This window comes from Sorangium sp. So ce394 (assembly GCF_051474665.1).
GTDB classification, from domain to species: domain Bacteria; phylum Myxococcota_A; class Polyangia; order Polyangiales; family Polyangiaceae; genus Sorangium; species Sorangium cellulosum_D.
Genome location: NZ_CP150339.1, coordinates 13,358,704 through 13,377,474 on the forward strand (window position 1 = coordinate 13,358,704; position 18,771 = coordinate 13,377,474).

Sequence of the window (18,771 nt, forward strand, 5' to 3'; positions counted from 1 at the left end):
CCGGCGAGCAGGCGCGCGCGTCGGCCGGGCGAACGCGCTTCTCAAGCGAGACGGGCCTCTGCTACAACGCGACCTCGTCGCTCGCGTGCGCTGGGAGGGAACGTGGCGGACCAGGGATCATCCAAGGATTCACTTCAAGCATTCTTCGCTTCCTGCCCGGACATGCTGTTCGTCGCGGGACGGGACGGCAGCCTGCAGCAGGTCAGCGGAGCGCTGCGGCGCACCCTGGGTCCGGCGGCCGCGCCGGGGGCGGCGCTCGCCTCGCTCGTGGATGAGGCCGATCGGGGGCCGCTCGCGGCGGCCTGGTCACGGCTGCAGCAGAGCGCGGAGCCGCTCCGGCTCGCCCTGCGCTTCCGCGACGCGCGCGGCGCGGAGCAGGCCCTGACGTGCAGCGCGACCCGGTCGCCCGACGGCGACGCGATCTACGGCTCGCTCCAGGGCGCGCCCGCGCCGGAGGCGAACCGCTCGCTCAAGGAGCGCATCCTGGATCAGGTGGTCGCGCACCTCCCCATCGCGCTCTGGGCGGTCGATCGCGAGGGCAGGTTCGGCTACCAGGAGGGCAGGGCGCTCGAGAAGCTCTGCCTCACGCAACACCAGTGCGAAGGCGTGAGCCTCTTCGAGGCGGAGGAGGGGAGCGAGCTCGCCGGCGAGGTGAAGCGCGCGCTCGCCGGGGAGCTGATCCACACCTGCGATGAGGTGCAGGGCGCTCACTGGGACAGCTGGGTCGTCCCGCTCCGCGGCGGCGATGGCGAGATCGAGGGGGCGGTCGGGGTGGCGCTCGACATCTCGCCGGCGAAGTCTGCCGAGGAGGAGCTCCGCTCGCGGCTGCGGCAGATCGAGAAGCAGCAGGAGGTGATCCGCAATCTCTCGACGCCGATCATCGAGGTGTGGAGCGGGGTGCTCACCCTGCCGATGGTCGGCATCGTGGACAGCGTGCGGACCGCGGACGTGATGGACAGCGTGCTCCAGCGCATCGTCGAGCAGCAGGCGCGCTTCGCCATCCTGGACCTCACCGGCGTCGAGATGGTCGACACGCGGGTGGCGAGCCACCTGATCGAGCTCGTGACGGCGATCCGGCTCCTCGGCGCGGAGGGTATCGTGGCCGGCATCAAGCCGAACGTGGCCCAGACGATGGTCGCGCTCGGGCTCGATCTCTCGCAGATCGTCACGCAGCGGAACCTGCGGGCCGCCCTCAGCTACTGCATCCGCAAGATGAACCCGCCGCAACTCACGCCCTCCCCGAGCCCCGCTCTGGCGAGCGCCAAGCAGAGCTCCGCGACCGCGGAACGCGGTTAGATCCCGCTGTGCGTGCCGGGGTCACCCATTCGGTGGATTCGGCATCATGTGGGATGAGCGGGGCGATCCTCGAAACGGCCTTCTAAAGCAGATTCGCCACGGCCGTAGCAAGTTGCCACAGTGCGGGCGGCCACGGTCCCGAGGATTTCGGGGAAAAACGTGCTGTCGTCTTGTGCACCGATCTTGCACACGGGCCGGCACCTGAACACACCTGAGGAGGTCCTTACCTATGGTCGTATCGCGCAACGTTCTCGTCTTGACGGTCGGTCTTGCTCTCGGCGCCGGTTGCTCCAACCAGCCTGCGGCAAGCGACCCGAGCACGGTGAACGCACCGCCGCCGCCGGCCCCGACCCCGGCTCCGACCACGCCGCCGGAGACGGCGCCGGCCCCTCCGCCGAGCGTCGACGCGCAGGCGGGGACGACGCAGCCGGATGCCACCACGAGCACGACGCCGAGCGCGCCCGCCGAGGCGCCGCTCACCGACGAGCAGATCGTCGCCGTGCTCGACGCCGCGAACAAGAAGGAGATCGACGAGGCGCAGCTCGCGCAGACCAAGGCCAAGAACAAGGACGTGAAGGCCTACGCCAGGGTCATCGTCCAGCACCACAACGACGCGAAGGCAAAGCAGGCCAAGCTGGTCAAGAAGCTCGGCATCACCGCGGCCGAGTCGGACAAGAGCAAGCAGCTCGCCACCGAGACGCAGCAGGCGGTCGATCAGCTGAAGGCCCTCCAGGGCGCCGACTTCGATCAGCAGTTCGTGCAGCTCATGGTCAAGGACCACCAGACGACGCTCGACCTCATCGACCGTCGCATCCTGCAGGACGCGAAGAACGCGGATCTGAAGGCGCTGCTCGAGAAGGATCTCCGGCCGACGATCGAGAAGCACCTGAAGGACGCGGAGGCGCTCGCGCAGAAGCTCGGCCCTGCGGGGGCCACGGGCGCGGCGACCGGCGCGACGGGCGCTGGCGCCCAGGGGGCCGCGAGCGGCGGCCAGCACGCCGCCGGCGCGCAGTCGGGGCACCAGGCCGGTCAGACCGGCGTGACGGCGGGGAGCCCGGGCGGCCAGGGCGGCGTGCAGCCGCCGGCGGCGACCCCGGCCGCCGGCGCCGGCATGAAGTAGTCTCCGCGGCCCACGGCAGCGCCGAGACGGGCGCGCGGCGTCGATCGCGCGCCCGGGGTGGCGATAGAGACGCGCGCAGCTGGTCCAGTGACCGGCTGCGCGCGGTGCCGTTTTTGTGGCCTTGGGTCAGAACGGCATTGATGTCGAGTTACCTAGCACGCCGATCATGCCGAAATTCGGCGAATAAAAAAGATTTATGAGAAGAGGACCGCGAGGGCGCAAGGGACGCAAGGGGAAGAGAAGAATACAACTTCATCTATGTCCCGTTGCGCCTCTTGCGCCCTTGCGGTCTCTCCTCTTGCTGCATTGCCGCAATCTGTTGAATTTGGCTCTGGCGACGCCGCGCCCTCGGCTCAGCTCAGCGCCACCCACACCGACTTGAGCTGCGTGAGCTCGTCCAGAACCGCCCGCCCGTTCTCCCGCCCGAAGCCCGACTGCTTGTATCCGCCGTACGGGCTCGCCGCGTCGAACCGGTTGTACGTGTTGATCCAGATCGTCCCCGCCGCGAGCCGCGCCGCCAGCGCGTGCGCCTTGCCCACGTCGCGCGTCCAGATGCCCGCGGCCAGGCCGAACTCGGTCGCGTTCGCGACGCGCGCCGCCTCCTCGACGTCGTCGAAGGGGATGACCGCCAGCACCGGGCCGAAGATCTCCTCGCGGGCGATGGCCATCGACGGAGACACCGCCGAGAACACCGTCGGCTCCACGAAGAACCCCGGCCCCTCGCGGCGCCCGCCGGTCTCGCGGCGCGCCCCCTCGGCCGCGCCCCGATCGATGTAGCCGAGCACCTTCGTGAAGTGCGCCTCGGAGACGAGGGGGCCCAGCTGCGTCGACGGATCGAGCGGATCGCCCGGCACGAGCCGGCGCGCGCCGCTCGTGACCGTCTCCAGCACGCGATCGTGCACCGACCGCTCCACGAGGAGCCGGCTCCCCGCCGTGCAGAGCTCGCCCTGGTTGTAGAAGATCGCCGTCACCGCCGCCCTCGCCGCGCTCTCCACGTCCGCGTCCGCGAACACGATGTTCGGGCTCTTGCCGCCGAGCTCGAGCGACAGCTTCTTCAGCGTGCCCGCCGCCGCGCGCATGATCGTCCGGCCCGTCTCCGTGCCGCCCGTGAACGAGATCTTCGCGACACCCGGGTGCTCCACGAGCGCCGCGCCCGCCTCCTCGCCGTGCCCCGTGACCACGTTGACGACGCCCGGCGGCACCCCCGCCTCCGCGAGGATGCGCGCGAGCTCCAGCGTCGTCAGGCTCGCCTCCTCCGGCGGCTTGACGACCACCGTGTTGCCCACCGCAAGGGCCGGCGCCACCTTCCGCGCCGCGAGCAGCAACGGGAAATTCCACGGGATGATCGCGCCGATGACGCCGAGCGGCTCGCGCACCGTGTAGTTCAGGAACGGCCCCCGCACCGGGATCGTCTCGCCGCCGAGCTTCGTCGCCCACCCGGAGAAATAGAAGAACGTGTCCGCCGTCCGCGGCACGTCGATCGTCCGCGCCGCCGTGATCGGCTTGCCCGTGTCCACGGCCTCGAGGCGCGCGAGCTCCTCGCACCGCGCGAGGATCAGCTCCCCAGCCTTCCACAGGATGCGCGCGCGCTCGTTCGGATCCATCGCCGCCCAGCGCGGAAACGCCGCGCGCGCGGACGCCACGGCGGCGTCGACGTCCTCCCGCCGGCCGCGGGCGAGCCGCGCGAGCGAGCCGCCGGTCGCGGGGTTCGCGGTCTCGAACGTCTCGCCGGAGAGGGCGTCCCTGTCGGCGTTGTCGATCCAGAGCTTCTTCACGGTCTCGCGCGTCTCGGGCATGCTCTCGTCGTAAACCCGCGCACCCGGGCGCGGCAAGCGGCGATGACACGGGCCCTGCCGTGCGGGATACTCGTCCTGCCCATGGACCTCTCCGACCGCCCCACGCTGCCGTCCGTCCCTCCGCGAAGAGTCGTCACCGAGCTGCCGGGGCCGAAGGCGCGCGCCTACATGGCGCGCGGCGGCTTCGACATGCAGTCGCGCTACCGCGCCGTCGTGATGGACGACGCCGCGAGCCGGGGGTGCTCGCTTGTCGACGTGGACGGCAACGTGTTCCTCGACCTGTTCGCGAACTTCGCGCTCGGGGCGCTCGGCTACAATCACCCCGCGCTCGTCGAGGCGGCCCACGGCGAGGCGTTCATCCGCGCCGTCGCGAACCCGACGTCGACGCCGTTCGTGACGACGCCGGCGTGGTTCGAGTTCGTGGAGGCGCTCGAGCAGCGGTACGCCCCGCGCGGCATGGCGCGCGTCTTCTGCGTGGACGCGGGGGGCGAGGGCGTCGAGTCGGCGCTCAAGGCGGCGTTCATCCGGCACGGCGAGCGCCGCCGGGAGGCCGCCGGGCTGCCGAAGAACCCGCTGGAGCTGCCGGAGGAGCAGCAGCAGCGCATCCTCGACAACGCGGGGACCGACGCGGTGGTCGTGTCGTTCTCCGGCGCGTTCCACGGCCGCGGCCTCGGGCCGATGTCCGCGACGCACTCCAAGGTCATCCACAAGGCCGACCTGCCCGCGTTCCCCTGGCCCACGGCGCCCTTCCCCGCGAGCCGCTTCCCGCTCGCGCGCTTCGCCGACCAGAACGACCGCGCCGAGGCCGAGGCGCTCGCCGCCCTGGAGCGGATCCTCGACGCGCACCAGGGCAGGGTGGCGGCCGTGATCGTCGAGCCCGTGCAGTCCGAGGGCGGCGACCGGCACGCGAGCCCGGTCTTCTTCCGCCGCGCGCAGGAGCTCGCCGGCAAGGCGGGCGCGGCGTTCATCCTGGACGAGGTGCAGACGGGCCTCGGGATCAGCGGCACGCTGTGGGCGCACGAGCAGCTCGACCTGCCGCGCCCGCCCGACCTGATGTGCTTCGGCAAGAAGATGCAGATGGGCGGGTTCTTCGCGACGTCGGCGTACGACGTCGCGCAGTTCGGGCGCATGTACCAGACGCGCAACGGCGACCGCGCGCGGGCCGCGGTCGCGCTGGCGACGCTCCGCGCGATCGAGGCCGAGCAGCTGCTCGCCAACGTGCGCGCGACCGGCCGCCACTTCCTCGCGCGGCTCGAGGAGCTCTGCGAGCGCTACCCCGCGCTCGCGACCGAGCCGCGCGGCCGCGGCTTCCTGCTCGCGTTCGACCTGCCGACGACCGCGGCGCGCGACGACTTCCTCGGGCGCGCGCTGCGCCGCGGGGTGTTCGCGAGCTACACGGGGACGCGATCGGTGCGGCTCCGCCCGCACCTCATCACGACGACCGCGGACGTCGACGAGGCGGCCTCGGTGTTCGACGCCGTGCTGCGCGAGATGGCCGGATGATCGTCGATCCGCGCGACGTGCGCCCGGGGGAGGGGCCGGAGAAGGTCGCGCGGGCGCTCGCGCGGTTCTCCGTGGTCGAGGCGCGGGACGACGCGGCGTTCGACGAGGGCTACCGCGCGCTCGACGAGGTCTTCGGGCCGAAGGGCGAGCTCGAGCGCCGCGAGGTGCTCGCGGCGTGGTTCGCCGGGCAGCACACGGACCCGGCGGCGCCGATCGAGGCGAGGTACCACATGCTGCTCGCGCGCAGCGTGGACGACGGGCGCCTCGCCGGCGTGCGCGACGGCTACGTCACGCTCGACCGCGCCGCGCGGCGCTGCGTGGTGCTGCTCTCGCACGCCCTCGTCCTGCCGGCGTACCGCCGCTCCGGCCTCGCCGCCCTGCTGCGCGCGGCGCCCGTCGCGCTCGCGCGCCGCGCGCTCGACGGCGCGGGGCTCGGCGGCGGCGGCGCGGAGGTGATGCTCGCCGCCGAGATGGAGGCCGTCGACCCGGACGACCGCGACACGGTGGTGCGGCTCATCGCCTACGGCCGCGCCGGGTTCGCGATCATCCCGCCCGCGGTGCTCCCGTACGCGCAGCCCGACTTCCGCGACCTCGCGGCGCTCGGCGTGGCGCCGGTGCCGCTGCCGCTGCTCGCGGTGGTGCGCCAGGTCGGCGAGGAGGGGCGCGACGACATCCCGCGCGCCCGGGCCGCGTCGTTCCTGCGCCATTACCAGGCCGTCCACGCCGCCGAGGTGAGCCAGGGCGAGCTCGCGCCGATCCGCGAGAACGCGCTCGCGCGCCTCGCGGCGTTCCCGGGCGAGCGCGTGCCGCTGATCCGGATCCCGCGCGATACGGCCGAGATCGCTGGCTTCGCGCCGGTGCTCCGGAGCGCGGTGATGCCGCTGTTCCCGCCGGCGTGGCGCGGCAAGGCGCCGCTCGACGCGCCGGAGCGGGAGCTCGCGCGGCTCGTCGCCGCGTGGGCCTCGGGATAGCCGGGGCGGCCGGGCGGGCGGCTCCACGCGGGTCCTCCCCGGCGGTCTGCCGCGGGCTACGATGGAGATCGCCGGATCCGCCGCCATGCCGTCCACCACGACCCCCGTTTCGATCCGCAGGATCACCGACGAGAGCGCCTCGGACGTCGAGGACCAGCTCGCCGTCGAGGCGCCGCTCGAGATCGTCGTCGTCGCGCGCGCCGCGCACGCTCCCGGCGCGCGCCCCTCGGCCTTGCAGGAGCGCGCCCCGCGCCGGCTCGGGATCACCATGCGCACGCCCGGCAACGACCGCGAGCTCGCGATCGGGCTCCTGTTCGCCGAGGGGATCATCTCCCGCTCGGCCGACGTGGTCGGCGTCGACGAGCTCTCCGGCCCCTCGGGCGATCTCGTGCGCGTCGCGCTCACCGAGGACGTGACCCTCGATCTCGGGCGCAGCGAGCGCGCGCTCGCGGTCGCGAACGCGAGCTGCGGCGTCTGCGGCAAGGCGTCGATCGACGTCGCGTCGTGCGCGCCGCCCGCGCCGCTCGCGCGGGGCGTGCCGCGGATCGCGCCGGGCGTCGTGCACGGGCTCGCCGCGCGGCTCCGCGGCGCGCAGCCGGTGTTCGGCCGGACCGGAGGGCTGCACGCGGCGGCCCTCTTCGACGCGGGCGGCACCCTCGCCGATCTTCGCGAGGACGTCGGGCGCCACAACGCGGTCGACAAGCTGATCGGCGCCGCGCTGCTCGCCGGGCGGCTGCCCGACCCGGGCGCGGTGCTCATGGTCAGCGGGCGCGCCGGGTTCGAGCTCGTGCAGAAGGCGCTGCGGGCCTCCATCCCGGTGATGGTCGCGGTGGGCGCGCCGTCGAGCCTGGCCGCCGAGCTCGCGGCGGCGCACGGGATGACGCTCGTCGGCTTCGCGCGCGACGGCCGGTTCAACGTATACGCGGGCCGGGAGCGCATCGATGTCGCGGTGGAGGCGGCGTCGTGACGGCGCGAGCTGGACGACTCCCGTGGCGTGGACCTGCGGAAGCATGGAGCCTCGACGGCAATCCCCTCAAAGCTGGCGAGCGAACCGGGACCGAGGCGCGGGCGTCTGGTAGACGCCGCGTCCGCTGTCCTCGTCGAGCTGGATCTTGATATGGCGGAAAACCCCGTCGAAGCCGGGAAGGTAGACCTCGTCGTTCTCCCACGCGAGCTGCCGCAGGCGGGACTCGCTGAGCTGATCCTCACCGGGCGTTCGCTCTGAGGTACCCCCGAGCGTCGGCTTGCCGAGGATCGGGTTGGGGGAGCTCTCCTCGGAGAGCTCGTCAAACCGGTAGGCTGTGCCGAGACGGACCTCGTCGATTGAGAGCCCCAGGACGCCAGCGAGCGCGAGCAGCTTGTACAGCGTCCAGCGCATCTGCTGGAGGATGTCCTCCCATTTCCCCTGGGTGACCTTCCTCTTGCACTCGATGATGTGCGCCTCGATGCGGTCATCCGGCCCGATGAAGAGCAACGCGCCATCGGCGTTCTTATCCCCTCGCAGGAACAGGAAGCGACCGGTCTCCTCGAATCTCCACTGGATGCAGATGTGCCCTTCGGGGATGGTGCACGCCACCTCGGCGTAGCCGTCCTTCTTGGTTTCCTTGATCGTCGCCCGTGAGGGAGCACGGAGCACCTCGTAGAAAGGTACCCCGTCTCCCAGCGCCGGCGTGATGATCGCGGCGAGACGCTGTTCGAGGCTGCCTGCGTGCCGTGCCATGACCTACTCGTTCAGGAGGCCATCGAGGTACGCGACGTCCTGGCTGAGCTTGACGATGGCCCGATTGAATGTGGGCATCACCAGGCCGGCCTCGGTGCGCTTCATCGCTACCGCGGTGGACCGTTCGCCGGTCGGATCCAGCTTGAGCTCGCAACCAGAGACGTCATCGAGATCGAGGTAATCGTTCGGGCCGTATCCGAGCACCTGCTGCGCCTTGGCGCGCTTGTCGGGCGGGAGGCTGCCCAGCTTGATGAGGTTGTTGATCTCCTGACAGAAATTCTCGCTGTGGGTCGTGACCCAGACGAAGAGCCCTTTATGCACCAGGCGCCCTATGACCTGAGCGATGCGGCGCTGGAGCTCGGGATGGAGGTGGGCTTCGGGCTCCTCCAGGATGAGCGCGGGGAAGGACGACAGATGACGAAGGACGAGGACCAGAGGGGCGAGCTCCGTGACGAGCGCGGACGAGAGCTGCATCGGCAGCGGGGCCGGGGTCCCCGCCGGGCGATAGCGGTACTCGTTGACGGCACCGGCGCCTGCGACGAGCTCGACCTCGCCCGTCAAGGACTGCTCGAGGAACGCGGCTTCCTCGGCATAGCTCGGGAACTGCTCGCGCTTCAGCTGGGATTGCTCGCTCTTGAGCCCGAACGCCAGCATGTCGATGAAGTGGAAGGCCGGGGTGGTGAGATCCAGAGAGAAGTCGCGCCTCTCCGCTGTTCTACGGAAGGTCTCGTGCAGGCTCCGGCGCGCTGCAGCCTTGTACAGGTGCATGAAGCCCGTGCGGGATGCAGGAAGGTAAACTGGGGTAAAGTCCTCGAAGGCATCCATCTCTCCCGGCAAGGCGGTCGAAAGGCGCTCGAGCACAGCGGCGCGCATCACGAGATCCCTGGCCACCTCCCGGGCGTAGGAGATCGTTGGCCGATCGATCTCGGCATAAATGCCGTTTTCACCGGACCAGATCGCCTCCGCCACGAACTGACCATCCGGTCCCCTTCGCCAGCGTAGCCGCAAGCGTCGCTCGGCGCAGGCGCGCTGGAGCGAGATGGCGCCGAGCGTGACAGAATCGCTATTGAAGAGCCGGCGTGACAGCCGAGACCGATTGGCGAGGAGGAGCGCATCGAACAACCTGTCGAACAAGCCGAGCTCCTCGACCGTCAGGTCGTGCTCGAACGACGCCTTCCCCTCCTCGACGCGCTGCGCGATCCACGCGTTTGCTGCCTCCAGCTCGGGACACTCCTGCGGCACCAGCTCGCCTGGGAGCGCCACGAGTCCCCAGAGCAGCGATACCAGATAGCTCTTGCCGCTGTTGTTCGGCCCGGCGAACAGGGTCAGCGGCCGGACATCCACCTCGGCCCGCTCGATTTTCCCGAACGCCTCCACGGAGAGCTTCCATCGCGGCTTCATGATCCGTGTATGTCAGCGCTGACGCTCGGCATCAACCGTGCCCGTCCCGCACGCTGGCAGGACACCGAACGCAGCTTCGCGGGGCCTGCTCGATCGGACGAGGCGCGGTAGGATGGAGCGCGGAACGACCCTGCCATGCCGTCCACCATGTTCCACATCGCGATCCGCAAGATCCCCGAGGAGAGCGCCGCGGACGCCGAGGATCGGCGCGCGGTCCAGGCGCGGCGCGATCTCTTCTCGGCCCTTTCGAAGGCGGCGTCGTGACGGCGCGGGACGCGGCGCGCGACGTGCAGGACGCGGCGCGCGACGTGCAGGCCGAGCCGCCGCTCGAGGCCGAGGCGCCCCGGCTCGGCGAGCGCAGCGCGGCGGCCGGCGGGCTCGCGGCGGTCGGGGCGACGCTGCAGCACGCGGTCTCCGAGATGGGGGTCGCGCGCGCCGTGCGCACGCTCCTGCACGTGAACCAGGGCGAGGGCTTCGATTGCCCCGGCTGCGCGTGGCCCGAGCCCGAGGAGAACCGCTCGGCCGCCGAGTTTTGTGAGAACGGCGCGAAGGCGGTCGCGGAGGAGGCGACGCTCCGGCGGGTCACGCCGGAGTTCTTCCGCAAGCACAGCGTCGAGGAGCTCTCGCGGCAGTCGGACCACTGGCTCGGCAAGCAGGGGCGGCTCGTCCACCCGATGCTGCTCGACGAGGGCGCGTCGCACTACCGCCCGGTGTCGTGGGACGAGGCGCTCGAGCTCGTCGCCGCGTCGCTGCGCGCCCTCGGCTCGCCGGACGAGGCGGTCTTCTACACGTCGGGGCGCACGAGCAACGAGGCGGCGTTCCTCTACCAGCTCTTCGTGCGCGAGTACGGGACGAACAACCTGCCCGACTGCTCGAACATGTGCCACGAGTCGAGCGGCGTGGGCCTGCGCGAGGCCATCGGGGTGGGCAAGGGGACCGTCTCCCTCCACGATTTCGAGCGGGCCGACGCGATCTTCATCGTCGGGCAGAACCCGGGGACGAACCACCCGCGCATGCTCTCGACGCTGCGCGAGGCGCGGCTGCGCGGGTGCGAGATCGTGACCGTGAACCCGCTCCCCGAGGTGGGCAACGAGCGCTTCCAGCACCCGCAGCACCCGCTCGATCTCGTCGGCGCGGGGGTGCCGCTCTCGACGCTGTTCCTCCAGGTGCGCATCAACGGCGACGTCGCGCTCTTCACCGGGATCATCAAGGAGATGCTCGAGGAGGAGGAGCGGCGGCCGGGGGCCGTGCTCGATCGCGCGTTCATCGAGCGCCACACCCACGGCTTCGAGGCGCTCGCGGCCGCCGTGCGCGCCGCGCCGTGGGGCGACATCGTGGAGCAGAGCGGGATCCCGCGCGACCGGATCCGGGCGGCGGCCGAGGTCGCGATGCGGTCCGAGCGCACGATCGCGTGCTGGGCCATGGGCATCACGCAGCACCAGAACGGCGTGGCCAACGTGCAGCAGGTGATGAACTTCCTGCTCCTGCGCGGCAACGTCGGGCGGCCCGGCGCGGGCCCGTGCCCGGTGCGCGGGCACAGCAACGTGCAGGGCGACCGGACGATGGGGATCTGGGAGCGGCCGCCGGCCGAGCTGCTCGACCGGATCGAGGAGAACTTCGGCTTCTCGCCGCCGCGCCGCCACGGCCTCGACACCGTCGCCGCGATCGCCGCGATGGCCGACGGGCGCGCGCGCGTCTTCTTCGCGCTGGGCGGCAACTTCCTCTCGGCGACGCCGGACACGGCCTTCACGGCGCGCGCCCTCGCCCGGTGCGACCTCACGGCGCACGTGTCGACCAAGCTGAACCGGGCGCACCTCGTGACGGGCCGGCGCGCGCTCATCCTGCCCTGCCTCGGGCGCACCGAGCGCGACGTGCAGGCGCGCGGGCCGCAGTTCGTGACGGTCGAGAACTCGATGGGCGTCGTCTCGAGCTCGCGCGGCAACCTCCCGCCCGCCTCGGAGCTCTTGCGGAGCGAGGTGGCGATCGTGGCGGGGCTCGCCCGCGCGACGCTGGGCGCGCGCTCGCGCGTGCCGTGGGAGGCGCTCACGGCCGATTACGATCGGATCCGCGATCTCATCGAGCGCACCATCGACGGGTTCGACGACTTCAACGCGAGGGTCAAGGACCCGCGCGGCTTCGCCCTGCCGAACGCCGCGGCGCGGCGCGAGTTCCGCACCGCCACGGGCAAGGCGAACTTCCTGGTCCACCCGCTCCCGCGGCACGAGCTCGAGCCGGGCGAGCTCTTGATGATGACGATCCGCAGCCACGACCAGTACAACACGACCATCTATGGGCTCGACGACCGCTACCGCGGCGTCCGCGGCGGGCGCCGCGTCGTGTTCATGAACGCCGAGGACGCGGCCGAGCGCGGGCTCGCGCAGGGGGACCTCGTCGACGTCACGAGCCGCTTCTCCGACGGGGAGCGCGCGGCGCGCGCGTTCCGCGTCGTGCTCTACACGATCCCCCGCGGCAACGTGGCGGCCTATTTCCCCGAGGCCAACGTGCTCGTGCCGCTCGGCAGCATCGCCGACAAGAGCAACACCCCCGCGTCGAAATCGATCGTGGTGCGCGTCCGGCGGGCCGTCGCGAGCGACGGATCCGCGTGACGCTCCGCCGCGTCCGTTGCACTGGAGTCCGACCATGAACGCACCGCCCAGCATCTCTCCGCCCATCCCCGGTGAGCCCGAGCGCGCTTCCATGCGCACCGCCGTCCCGGGGCCTGCGTCCGAGGCGCTCCGCGCCCGCCACCATCGCTACCAGGACGCGCGGCCGATCCACCTCTATCAGGACGCGCGGAAGAGCCTGGGCAACTACATGGTCGACGTGGACGGCAACGTCCTGCTCGACGTCTACGGCCACATCGCCGCCGTGCCCATCGGCTATAACCACCCGGATCTGCTCGCCGCGTGGCGCGACGGCCGCTTCGACTGGTGCGCCGGCTACCGCTCGGCGCTCGGGGTCGCGCCCGCGCCCGAGTGGGTCGACATCGTCGAGAAGACGCTGATGCGCGTCGCGCCGAAGGGGCACGCGCACGTGTTCACCTTCACCACGGGCGCGGAGGCGGTGGAGAACGCGCTCAAGGCCGCGTTCATCCGGCTCGCCCGGCGCCGGCGCGGCGGCGCGCAGCCGAGCGACGCCGACCTCGCCGCCTGCATGCTCAACCGGCAGCCCGGCGTGAACGCCTTCAAGGTCATCTCCTTCGAGGGCGGGTTCCACGGCCGCAGCATGGGCGCCCTCTCGGCGACGCGGAGCAAGCCGATCCACAAGCTCGACATCCCGGCGTTCGACTGGCCCGTCGTGCCGTTCCCTGCGATCCAGTTCCCCGAGGCGGCCCACGCCGAGCAGAACCGCGCCGCCGAGGCGCGCTCGCTCGAGGCGGTCAAGGCGGCGATCGACGCGCACCCGGACGAGGTCGCCGCGGTCATCGTCGAGCCGATCCAGGGCGAGGGCGGCGATCGCCACGCGAGCCCGGCGTTCTTCCAGGCGCTCCGCCGCCTCACCGCGGAGCGCGGCGTCGCGCTCATCATCGACGAGGTGCAGACCTGCGGCGGCGGGACCGGCGCGCTGTGGGCGCACGAGGCGTGGGACCTGCCCGAGCCGCCGGACATGGTGACGTTCTCCAAGAAGATGCAGCTCGGCGGCTTCTACTGCCGCGAGGAGCTCGCGCCGATCGAGCCGCTGCGCATCTTCAACACCTGGCTCGGCGATCCGCTCCGCGGCGCGCAGCTCGAGGTGATCCTCGAGGTCATCGAGCGCGACCGGCTCCTCGAGAACACGCGGGCGACCGGCCAGCGCCTGGTCGCCGGGCTCGAGGACCTCTGCGTCCGGTACCCGGGGGTGCTCTCGGGCGCCCGGGGCAGCGGCACCTTCGCCGCGGTCGACTTCCCCCACGCCGCCCGCCGCGACGCGGCGCTCACCGCGCTGCGGAACCGCGGCCTGGAGGTGGGCGGCTCGGGCGAGCGCACGCTCCGCTTCCGGCCGGCGCTCGTCTTCGCCCCGCGCCACGTCGCCGAGGCGCTCGATCTGCTCGAGTCGGTCTGCAAGTGACCGGCGCCTCGCCTCCGATCCGGGTGTTCCACTCGCCGCGCTATTTCGCGGACATCGGCGAGCACGTCATGCCGATGCGCAAGTTCGCCCTGGTGCGCGAGGCGATCGAGCGGAGCGGCCTCTGCGCGCGGGTTGAAGAGCCCGAGCCGGTCGGCGACGAGGACCTGCTCCGCGTCCACACGCCCGAGTACGTCCGGGCGATCGCGACCGGTGAGCCCCGGGCGCTGGCCGAGTCGCAGAAGTTCCCGTGGTCGCCGGCGCTCGCCGGGGCGGTGCGCTTCACGAACGGCGGCTGCGTCGCCGCGGCCTTCGCGGCGCTCGAGGACGGCGTCGCGGGCAACCTCGCGAGCGGCTTTCACCACGCGCACGCCGATCACGGCCAGGGCTTCTGCACCTTCAACGGCCTCGTCGTCGCGATGGAGCGCGCGCGCGCCGAGGGGCGCATCCGCCGCGCCCTGGTGGTCGACATGGACCTCCATTACGGCAACGGCACCGCGTCGCTGCTCGCGTCGCGGCCGTGGGCGTTCCAGCTCTCCATCTACGGCAACTGGTACAAGCAGAACCGGGCGTACCGGGACGTCGAGGCCGAGCGCGCGCCGGACACGGAGAACGGCTGGTCGGTCCCGGTGCCGGGCGGGAGCGGCGGCGCCGCCTATCTCGAGATCCTGGAGCGGCACCTCGGCCCCGCGATCGACCGCGCCGCGCCCGACCTGATCCTGTACCAGGCCGGCGCGGACCCGTACCGCGAGGACCCGTATTCGCCGCTCGACCTGACGCACGACGACCTCCGCGCGCGCGACGAGGTCGTGTTCCGGGCCGCGCTCGAGCGCCGCATCCCGATCGCGTGGGTCCTCGCGGGCGGCTACACGCCCGACGTGAGCCGGGTGGTCGACGTGCACCTCGGCACGTTCGTCGCGGCGGTGCGGGCGAGGGAGGCGCAGGCGGCTCGGGGGTGACGTCTGCGGGGTCGGGCTCCTGTGCTCGGAAGCTTCGGCTCAACCCATAGGCTCCATCCGTAGCTCTCTGCCGAGCCGCTGGCTCCGCGCGCGCTCCCGGCAAATCCGCGCGGCGCAGGTGAATGCTCCCGCGCCCCGGGTTCCGCGGGGCGCGACGCAGTGCAGCGCCGGGGCGGCGGCCTTTGCTGGTAGACTTTCGCCATGGCCGACCTCAACGACCCCGTCCGCCTGGCCGAGCTGCACGGCGCCATGCTGCGCACGGACGCGGACGCCATCCTCGACGCCTGCGTGACGCGGGCCGCCAGGCTCGCGCGCGCGCCGATCGCGCTCGTGAGCCTCGTCGTCCGCCACATCCAGCTCCTGCGCGCGCACCACGGGCTGCCCCTGGAGCTCGCCGTGAGCTGTGCGACCTCCCGGAGCAACTCCTTCTGCCAGCTCGTCGTGCGCGACGAGGCGCCGCTCCTCGTCGAGGACGCGCTGCGGGACGAGCGCGTGCCGAAGGAGCTCGTCGAGCACTACGGCATCCGCGCGTACGCCGGGGTGCCGGTGCGCGTGCGCGGGCACGCGATCGGCTCGCTGTGCGTCCTCGACGTCGTGCCCCGCCGCTTCGACCCGCGCACCATCGACGGGCTCGATCAGCTCGCCATCGAGGTCGCCGGCCGCCTCTCCGACCTCGTCGAGCGCGACGCGCCGGTCGGCAGCGCCGACGTGCAGGAGCGCCTCGTCCGCATCGAGCAGGCCACGCGCGTGCTGGAGCGCGCGCTCCTGTCCCTCGCCCCGGTCATCGCCGCGGCGCAGAACGCGGCGGGGGTGCGGCCGCAGGCGCCCGTCGACGCGATGCACGCGACCCCCTCGGCGCTCGTGACGATCGCCAGCCTGCGCGCGGCCGTCGGGTGCTGGCGCGACATGGGCTCCGTGGCGGACGAGCTCTGCGACGAGGCCGCGGCCGTCGCGAGCTCCGCCCCCGCGGCGTCCGGGCTCGTCGCGGCGGCCCGGGCGCTCGCGCGCGGCATGGCCGAGGTGGGCCCGCTCGTACGCCTCGCCGAGGGCGTGCTCGAGGGGACGCTCGAGGAGACCGCCGCCGAGCGGGGGAGGTCGCTCGTGCTGCGCGGCGCGATCGACGCCCACGAGGCCGCCTGCGCGGCGGTGAACGAGATCCGCGCGGGCGCCCTGCGCGCGCGCGCGGCGACGGGCAGCGGGGCGGCGCCGTGATCTAGATCGCGCCGAGCCCATGCTCTACGCTCGGCGTTCCGTCCATGTCGCGCCTCTCGCTCTCGTTCGCGTCCAAGGAAGAATCGCTCTCGGTGCGACGGTTCTCGGTCCGGGAGCAGATCTCGTCGCTCTTCGAGGTGTCGATACTGGCCGTCTCCGAGATCGAGGATCTCGATCTCGACAGCCTCGTGGGCAAGGCCGCCGCCTTCAAGGCCGAGTCGGCCGTCCTGCATTCGGCCGTTCCCGCCCGGGTCTGGGCCGGGCTCTGCGCCCAGGTGGAGCAGGTGCAGGTCGAGCCGACGGGGCTCTCCACCTACCGGCTGCGCATCGTGCCTTTGCTGTTCCGGGCGACGCTCCGGCGCAACAGCCGCATTTTCCAGCACATGACGATCCCCGAGATCGTGCTCCTGGTGCTCAAGGAGTGGGAGATCGAGCCGGAGGTGGCGCTGGGCGCGAAGTACCCCGCCCATGAATACCGCGTGCAGTACGGCGAGACCGATTACGCGTTCATCTGCCGGCTGCTCGAGGAGGCGGGCATCTCCTTTTACTTCTCGCACCGCGCGGACGGCGGCCGCATGGGCGCCGAGCTCACCCGCCTCGTCCTGAGCGACGCCCCCGAGCGGCGGGAGCCGCGCCCCGGCGCTCCCATCGCCTACGTCGACAACCCGAACCAGTCGTCCGGGCGCGAGTACGTGAGCGAGCTCGTCGTGAGCCACGAGGTGCGGCCCGGCCACGTCACCCTCCGCGACTTCGATTTCAGGTCGAGGCCCGATGTTCAGCTCTTCGCCGAGGCGCGGGAGGGGCTCGAGGAGGAGCTCCGCTACGAGCAGTACCACTACGTGCCAGGGGCGTTCGTGGTCGAGCCGGGCAAGGGCGGCGACACGCCGGTCGCCGACGACAGGGGCGTCGCGCGGGTCGACATCAAGGAGGCGGAGGCGCTCGCGGCGAGGAGCCTCGAGGGCGAGCGGGGCGGCCGGCGCGCCGTCCGGTACCGCACCAACGCCCTCGACCTGTGCCCCGGCGTCGTCCTGGCGCTCGGCGGGCACCCCCGCAAGGAGCTCGCCCCGGACCAGGCGCTGCTCGTCGTCGCGTCCACGTTCGAGGGCGATCACAGCGGCGAGTGGACCATGACCGGCGAGGCCGTGTTCGCGCAGCAGCCCTACCGCCCCGCGCGGCGGACGCCGAAGCCGCGGGTCGTGGGCGTGCAGAGCGCGATCGTTGTCGGCCCTCCGGGCGAGGAGATCCACACCGACGAGTTCGGGCGCGTGCGCGCGCAGTTCCACTGGGACCGCGAGGGGCGGTTCAGCGACGCGAGCTCGTGCTGGATCCGCGTCAGCCAGGGCTGGGCCGGGAGCCGCTACGGGCTCGTGGCCATCCCCCGCGTCGGGCAGGAGGTCCTCGTCGATTTCTTCGACGGCGACCCCGACCGGCCGGTGATCGTGGGCCGCGTCTTCAACAGCACCACGCGCGTGCCGTACACGCTGCCCGCCGAGAAGACCAAGAGCGGCTGGAAGAGCGACTCCTCCCCGGGCTCGGGCGGGTTCAACGAGCTCTCCTTCGACGACGCCGCGGGGCGCGAGCTCATCCACGTCCAGGCGCAGCGCGACTACACCGAGATCATCAAGCGGGATCAGCGCTCGACCGTGCTCTCGAACCGCTCGGCCAGCGTGACCGGCGCCGACGCCGTCACCGTCGGGGGGAGCCAGAGCTTCAACGTCGTCAAGAGCCAGAGCCACACGATCGGCGAGCAGCAGATCAACCACATCGGCGAGAGCCGCACGTCGATCGTGCGCACCTCCGACGCGGTCGACGCCGGCGACAGCCAGAGCGTCACGGTCGGCGACGGCGTCGGGTACACGATCAACAAGGACAAGACCGTCCAGATCACGAACGGCGTCGCGTCGATCAAGATCACGCCGGAGGGCATCTTCATCGACGCGCAGGGCAAGCTCGAGATCTCGGCGGGCGGGTTGCTCAAGCTGTCCGGCGCGGAGGTGCAGATCGACGGCGGGCCGAACGTGCTCATCAACACCACGGCCGCGAAGGCGCCCGCGGTGGCGACCATCGGCAAGGCCAGGGCGCCGAGCGCGCCGGGGCGGCCGGGCGGCGGCGGCGAGACGAGCGCGCCGGCCGAGGTGATGCGCGGCGGCGGCGCCGTCGAGGCGCCGGGGGGCATCGAGGACGTCGAGGTGGAGGGCGCGGCGCTGCGGCTCGACCGCGCCGTCGCCTCGCCGCCGCTCACCCCGGCCGCGGCCCCGGCGTCCCTGCGGATCGGGCCCGCCGCCGGCGCGGCGATCCAGGAGGCGGTGCGCGCGCCCTCCGCGTCGCTCGCCGCGCTGGTGGCGACGGGGAGCGGCGCGCTGGAGCTCTTCCGGCTCGCGAAGGGGGAGAGCCTCGCCTCGCTGCCGTCGACGCTGGACGTGCTCGGTCCGGTGCTCACGACGCCGCTGCCGGCGCTCGGCGGCCTGAGCGCGGGCGACCTCGGGACGCTCGTGAACGCGGGCAGCGCGGCCGGCATCTTCCACGTCGGCGGCGCGGGCGGGCAGGTGGCGCAGTTCCTGGCGCTGCGGACCGCGGCGGCGCCGCGATCGGTGAACGGCGCGGCGGTGAAGACCGCGGCGCAGGCGACCGAGGCCTCGGGCGTGCCCGCGGAGCGGGCGTACGCAGGGGCGCTGTCGGCGCAGGGCGTGGCCCTCTACCGGGGCGACCTCCAGGGCGGCTTCGCCAAGGTGGAGCCGTGACGCCCGGG

The 18,771-nt window shown here is 72.4% G+C and carries 14 protein-coding genes; 11 read left to right on the forward strand and 3 right to left on the reverse strand.

Annotation, left to right across the window (positions count from 1 at the left end; genetic code table 11):
- The first annotated feature begins 162 nt into the window (after nt 1–162).
- Both WMF33_RS49350 and WMF33_RS49355 read left to right on the forward strand, forming a co-directional pair.
- A complete protein-coding gene (locus WMF33_RS49350) occupies nt 163–1,296 on the forward strand; it encodes an STAS domain-containing protein (RefSeq protein WP_437335072.1) in 1,134 nt (377 codons plus the stop codon).
- Nucleotides 1,297–1,618: 322 nt separating this feature from the next.
- A complete protein-coding gene (locus tag WMF33_RS49355) occupies nt 1,619–2,416 on the forward strand; it encodes a DUF4142 domain-containing protein (RefSeq protein WP_437335073.1) in 798 nt (265 codons plus the stop codon).
- 353 nt (nt 2,417–2,769) lie between these two features.
- On the opposite strand, the gene WMF33_RS49360 is transcribed toward WMF33_RS49355, so the two are convergent.
- Nucleotides 2,770–4,212: an aldehyde dehydrogenase family protein gene (locus WMF33_RS49360; RefSeq protein WP_437335074.1), complete on the reverse strand. Its 1,443-nt coding sequence runs from the start codon at nt 4,210–4,212 to the stop codon at nt 2,770–2,772.
- Between the two features lie 81 nt (nt 4,213–4,293).
- Here WMF33_RS49360 and WMF33_RS49365 point away from each other — a divergent pair, with 81 nt between their 5' ends.
- The 3 genes from WMF33_RS49365 to WMF33_RS49375 all read left to right on the forward strand — a co-directional run bounded on the left by WMF33_RS49365 (nt 4,294) and on the right by WMF33_RS49375 (nt 7,653).
- The gene (locus WMF33_RS49365) at nt 4,294–5,715 is read left to right on the forward strand and encodes an aminotransferase class III-fold pyridoxal phosphate-dependent enzyme (protein ID WP_437335075.1); all 1,422 of its coding nucleotides are present in this window, start codon (nt 4,294–4,296) and stop codon (nt 5,713–5,715) included.
- On the forward strand, nt 5,712–6,686 hold the full coding sequence (locus tag WMF33_RS49370; RefSeq protein WP_437335076.1) for a hypothetical protein: 975 nt from the start codon (nt 5,712–5,714) through the stop codon (nt 6,684–6,686). Before WMF33_RS49365 ends, WMF33_RS49370 begins: the two co-directional genes overlap by 4 nt.
- Nucleotides 6,687–6,771: 85 nt before the next feature.
- Nucleotides 6,772–7,653 carry a formate dehydrogenase accessory sulfurtransferase FdhD gene (locus tag WMF33_RS49375; protein WP_437335077.1) on the forward strand — a complete coding sequence of 294 codons (882 nt, stop codon included), beginning with the start codon at nt 6,772–6,774 and terminating at the stop codon, nt 7,651–7,653.
- 66 nt (nt 7,654–7,719) lie between these two features.
- Here the strand turns inward: WMF33_RS49375 and WMF33_RS49380 are convergent, their stop codons facing one another.
- Both WMF33_RS49380 and WMF33_RS49385 read right to left on the reverse strand, forming a co-directional pair.
- A complete protein-coding gene (locus WMF33_RS49380) occupies nt 7,720–8,406 on the reverse strand; it encodes a hypothetical protein (protein WP_437335078.1) in 687 nt (228 codons plus the stop codon).
- A 3-nt stretch (nt 8,407–8,409) separates the two neighbouring features.
- The gene (locus tag WMF33_RS49385; protein ID WP_437335079.1) at nt 8,410–9,807 is read right to left on the reverse strand and encodes an AAA family ATPase; all 1,398 of its coding nucleotides are present in this window, start codon (nt 9,805–9,807) and stop codon (nt 8,410–8,412) included.
- Nucleotides 9,808–9,942: 135 nt separating this feature from the next.
- On the opposite strand from WMF33_RS49385, the gene WMF33_RS49390 reads away from it, so the two are divergent.
- The 6 genes from WMF33_RS49390 to WMF33_RS49415 all read left to right on the forward strand — a co-directional run bounded on the left by WMF33_RS49390 (nt 9,943) and on the right by WMF33_RS49415 (nt 18,763).
- The gene (locus tag WMF33_RS49390) at nt 9,943–10,071 is read left to right on the forward strand and encodes a hypothetical protein (RefSeq protein ID WP_437335080.1); all 129 of its coding nucleotides are present in this window, start codon (nt 9,943–9,945) and stop codon (nt 10,069–10,071) included.
- Complete coding sequence (locus WMF33_RS49395) at nt 10,068–12,413, forward strand: FdhF/YdeP family oxidoreductase (protein WP_437335081.1); 2,346 nt, start codon at nt 10,068–10,070, stop codon at nt 12,411–12,413. The genes WMF33_RS49390 and WMF33_RS49395 overlap by 4 nt, the downstream gene beginning before the upstream one ends.
- Before the next feature lie 34 nt (nt 12,414–12,447).
- Entirely contained in the window at nt 12,448–13,854 is a 1,407-nt protein-coding gene (locus WMF33_RS49400; RefSeq protein WP_437335082.1) for an aminotransferase class III-fold pyridoxal phosphate-dependent enzyme, read from the forward strand.
- On the forward strand, nt 13,851–14,810 hold the full coding sequence (locus WMF33_RS49405) for a histone deacetylase family protein (protein ID WP_437335083.1): 960 nt from the start codon (nt 13,851–13,853) through the stop codon (nt 14,808–14,810). Before WMF33_RS49400 ends, WMF33_RS49405 begins: the two co-directional genes overlap by 4 nt.
- Nucleotides 14,811–15,011: 201 nt before the next feature.
- Nucleotides 15,012–16,022: a GAF domain-containing protein gene (locus WMF33_RS49410; RefSeq protein WP_437335084.1), complete on the forward strand. Its 1,011-nt coding sequence runs from the start codon at nt 15,012–15,014 to the stop codon at nt 16,020–16,022.
- Nucleotides 16,023–16,066: 44 nt separating this feature from the next.
- The gene (locus WMF33_RS49415) at nt 16,067–18,763 is read left to right on the forward strand and encodes a type VI secretion system Vgr family protein (RefSeq protein WP_437335085.1); all 2,697 of its coding nucleotides are present in this window, start codon (nt 16,067–16,069) and stop codon (nt 18,761–18,763) included.
- Nucleotides 18,764–18,771 lie beyond the last annotated feature (8 nt).

Coding starts and splice junctions, on each gene's coding strand:
- WMF33_RS49350 (WP_437335072.1), top strand. CDS start 163: ATGCTGTTCGTCGCGGGACGGGACGGCAGCCTGCAGCAGGTCAGCGGA.
- WMF33_RS49360 (WP_437335074.1), bottom strand. CDS start 4,212: ATGCCCGAGACGCGCGAGACCGTGAAGAAGCTCTGGATCGACAACGCC.
- WMF33_RS49410 (WP_437335084.1), top strand. CDS start 15,012: ATGGCCGACCTCAACGACCCCGTCCGCCTGGCCGAGCTGCACGGCGCC.
- WMF33_RS49365 (WP_437335075.1), top strand. CDS start 4,294: ATGGACCTCTCCGACCGCCCCACGCTGCCGTCCGTCCCTCCGCGAAGA.
- WMF33_RS49385 (WP_437335079.1), bottom strand. CDS start 9,807: ATGAAGCCGCGATGGAAGCTCTCCGTGGAGGCGTTCGGGAAAATCGAG.
- WMF33_RS49380 (WP_437335078.1), bottom strand. CDS start 8,406: ATGGCACGGCACGCAGGCAGCCTCGAACAGCGTCTCGCCGCGATCATC.
- WMF33_RS49400 (WP_437335082.1), top strand. CDS start 12,448: ATGAACGCACCGCCCAGCATCTCTCCGCCCATCCCCGGTGAGCCCGAG.
- WMF33_RS49370 (WP_437335076.1), top strand. CDS start 5,712: ATGATCGTCGATCCGCGCGACGTGCGCCCGGGGGAGGGGCCGGAGAAG.
- WMF33_RS49375 (WP_437335077.1), top strand. CDS start 6,772: ATGCCGTCCACCACGACCCCCGTTTCGATCCGCAGGATCACCGACGAG.
- WMF33_RS49390 (WP_437335080.1), top strand. CDS start 9,943: ATGCCGTCCACCATGTTCCACATCGCGATCCGCAAGATCCCCGAGGAG.
- WMF33_RS49415 (WP_437335085.1), top strand. CDS start 16,067: ATGTCGCGCCTCTCGCTCTCGTTCGCGTCCAAGGAAGAATCGCTCTCG.